This window comes from Mesorhizobium sp. M1A.F.Ca.IN.020.06.1.1 (genome assembly GCF_004023265.1).
Lineage (GTDB): Bacteria > Pseudomonadota > Alphaproteobacteria > Rhizobiales > Rhizobiaceae > Mesorhizobium.
On sequence record NZ_RZSR01000633.1, the window covers coordinates 1 to 3,578 of the forward strand.

Annotated in this window: 1 protein-coding gene; it reads left to right on the forward strand. The window is 64.8% G+C overall.

What is annotated here, in order from left to right; all coding sequences use genetic code 11:
- Positions 1 to 167 precede the first annotated feature (167 nt).
- A partial coding sequence (locus EOA60_RS23875) for a cytochrome P450 (protein ID WP_164899494.1) occupies positions 168 to 3,578 on the forward strand: 3,411 nt, incomplete at its 3' end.

Sequence of the window (3,578 nt, forward strand, 5' to 3'; positions counted from 1 at the left end):
AACAACTTCCTGATCGCGAATTTCGGCCAGGCCAAGTCCATCGCATGATTGCCGGAACCGAACACCGATGATTGTGAAAAAAATCACATACGCCGGACCGAACCAAACCTAGGCCAGACAATAGCCGGCATCGCAGTGACGTGGACAGCCGGGGGGCTCGAACGCGCATGATCAAGTTGAAGTATTTCGCTGCTGTCCGCGCTGCCCAGAAGAGCCAGCGCCCTGTCGCCGAAATGCCGCCCTTCGATATCGACCGGCTCCGCGCCAAGGGGCTTGCGTCCCGTATCGCCGGCTTCCTTTTCAACGACCCGCGCTGGCTGCTGGCGCTGCTGCGCCGCTTCTGGCCGAACCTGGCCTTCGGCAATTTCCTGCTTGTCACCAAAGGCGTCGATGTGCGCGACATTTTGGAGCGCGGCGACGAGTTCGAGACGCCGTACGGACCGGAAATGGCGGAACTGGCCAGGGGATCGAACTTCATCCTCGGCATGCAGGACGGGGCCGCCTACCGGCAAATGAAATCGGCCGTGCTGAGCGCCTTTCCGCCGGCGGAAGTCGAAGCCGCCGTCAGGCCGATCGCCGAGCGTCATTCGCGCGACATCATGACCCGGGCCAGCCCCGGCTTCGACGCCATCGGCGGGCTGATGAAGATCGTTCCGGTACGCATCTGTCGCGACTATTTCGGCCTCGAGATCGACGATGAAACCGAATTCGCCGACTGGTCGATCGCGCTCAGCGCGCTGTTCTTTTCCGATCCGACAGCGAGCCCAACGACACGTCAGCTCGCGATCGTCGGCGGCGATCGTCTGATCAAGGTCATCGACCGCTCGATTGCCGCGATCAGGGACAGGGGAGGGAAGGACGAACGGCCGCTGGCGCGCCTCGTCGCGCTCAAGGATCAAGGGCGCCTATCGCAGCCCGACATCCATTCGATCATGCTCGGCATGATTGCCGGCTTCGTTCCGACCAATGTGCTTGCCGGCGGCAATTGCCTGGACGTCATCCTGTCGCGGTCAGATGCAAGGCAGGCTGTCGACGCAGCCATTGCAGCGGGCGGTACCGGCAAACTCGATCGGGCGATCCTGGAAGCCATGCGCTTCAAGCCGATCTGGGTCGGTCCGTGGCGCTACACCGCCCGTGACGCGGTCATCGGCCAAGGCACGCGGCGAGAGCGCCTTGTGAAGGCCGGAACGGTCGTCATGCCGGCGACGCTTTCCGCCATGTTCGATCCGGAAATCGTGCAAAGGCCAAACGAATTCGACACCTCGCGGCCTTATCGCGATTACATGGTGTTCGGCCACGGCATTCATCTGTGCATCGGGGCCGAGATCGCCCGCATTCAGATCGGCGAGTGCGTTCGCGCCCTGTTCAGCAAGCCCAAGCTCCGCCGCGCGCGCGGCAGAGCCGGCAAGATGGTCAATGTCGGCGCCTATCCGGCCAGCCTCAAGGTCGATTTCGAGCGCTCGCCGCTTTGCCGCACAGTCGACCAGTCGATGGTCACCGTGGTTTGCCCGATCAGGCGTGCGGTGCCGCTGGATGCCGTGCGCGACAAGGTCGGCGCACTTGGCAACCCGGCGATCGACGAGGTGGGCAATGCGCTCGACAATGTCGGCACGGTCCACTTCGCCAGCCTGGCTGTCGCCGCCACCGGCAAAGACGAGAAATCGGACCTCGAGACGGGCGCGGTTGTCCTCGAAATCTCCGGCGACGGCAGCACCGACGATGTCATCGGTGCCATCACGCAGGCCATGGGCCACCGGCTGCGGCCGATCTTAAGGGCCGTGTGCGGTCTGCCCGGCGACGCTTCGCTGCAGGACTTCCTGAAGAAGCATCACATCGAGATCTCGCCGTCCTTCGGCAGCACGGCAGGGCTGGTTTTTTCCGGAACGCCTGGCCATTCGGTGCGCCGCATCCTTGCCGAGGCAGAGCTCGCCGACAGCGTGCGCGAGATCGTCGAAAAGCCGCGCGCGGGTACAGGCAACGCCCTTGCTGTGCTCACCGAGGCGCGCCGGCATGCCCAGTCGCTAGGGCAATTCGGCTGGGCCTTCGAGCCGGCTGAGAGCCTGCTGGAGCGGCCCCCGGGCCGCTGGTGGCGGGCCTTGACGACGACACTGCTTGCGCCGGCCGTGCTCGCCACCGTCGCGATCGTCATCCTTGCCTGCTGGCGCATGACCTATGTGCTCGTGTTCGGCAATCCGCACGGTGTCACCTTCACCAACGTCGCAATTGCCGGCACCGCGCTTCTGCTGGCGGTGCTGGGGCTGCTCGCGATAGCCCTGCTGTTCATCGGCTTGTGCTTCCTCAGCCTGCGGCGCCTCGAGGACAAGGACCGGCCGCAGAACACGCCGATCGATCTCGGCGCGCTGGACAGCATACTCGCCAATGAGGACCACTGCGCGCAAAACCATCTCACCGCGATATCGACGATGAAGGCCGGCACCTTGCGGCGGCTGGCGCTGAGGCTTTCCTTCTACCTGATCTCGATATCGGCGCAGAAGGTGTTCAAGCCGGGGTTCCTCGCCACCATAAACACCATTCACTTCGCCCGCTGGGTGCTGCTGCCGGGCACCGACAAGCTGATGTTCTTCTCCAACTATGGCGGCAGCTGGGAAAGCTATCTCGAGGACTTCATCGCCAAGGCCTCAGAGGGCCTGACCGGCGTATGGAGCAACACGGAAGGCTACCCGCGCACGCGTTGGCTCTTCCTGGACGGCGCGCGCGACGGGGACCGCTTCAAGCGCTGGGCGCGGCGTCAGCAGGTGCCGACGCTGTTCTGGTACTCTGCCTATCCGCATCTCAACACCGCGCGCATCCGTATCAACTCGAAGATCCGGCGCGGCATTGCTTCCGCCACCGGCAGCGAGGCCCGCAACTGGGTGAGCCTGTTCGGCTCGCTGCAGCGGCCGCTGGCAAGGCCGGCTGCAACCGTCGGCCGTGAACCGGCGCCTTTGCCCGTGGAAGAACTGGAAGCCGGCGAGATCCAATCCATTTTCTTCGGCCCGTTCGGCGCGCTTGGCCACGCGCATATGCTGGCGATCCGGGTGCCGGAAGGACTGCCGGCCATGCAACGCAGAGCGTGGCTGGACTTCGTCATCGACAAGACCAGTTTCGGCGACGGCGTGCCGGCCGGACGCGCCATGACGGTGGCCTTCGGTCCCGACGGTTTGCGCCGTCTTGGGCTGAAGGGCGGCGTCGACGACGATCCGCTGGACACATTCCCAGCTGCCTTTCGCCACGGCATGGGCAATCCAGAGCGCAGCCGCATCCTCGACGACACCGGCCCGGATGCGCCTGACAAATGGCAGTGGGGTTCGGCCACGGCGCCGGTCGACGCAGTCGTCATCTGCTACGCCGCGGAGCCGGCGGTACTGAAGGGGGAGGTTGCGGCCGCGAAGCGAAAGACGACAGGCGCGGGGATGAAGATCGTTGCCGAATTGCCGCTTGTCGTGAACCGCGAGCCAAAGAAGGACGGTGGGACAACGCAACATGCCGGCAACGACGGCAAGCCGGAGCGCGCCCGCGCCTATGAGCATTTCGGCTTTGCCGACGGCGTCTCGCAGCCGATCGTCAGGGGTACGTCG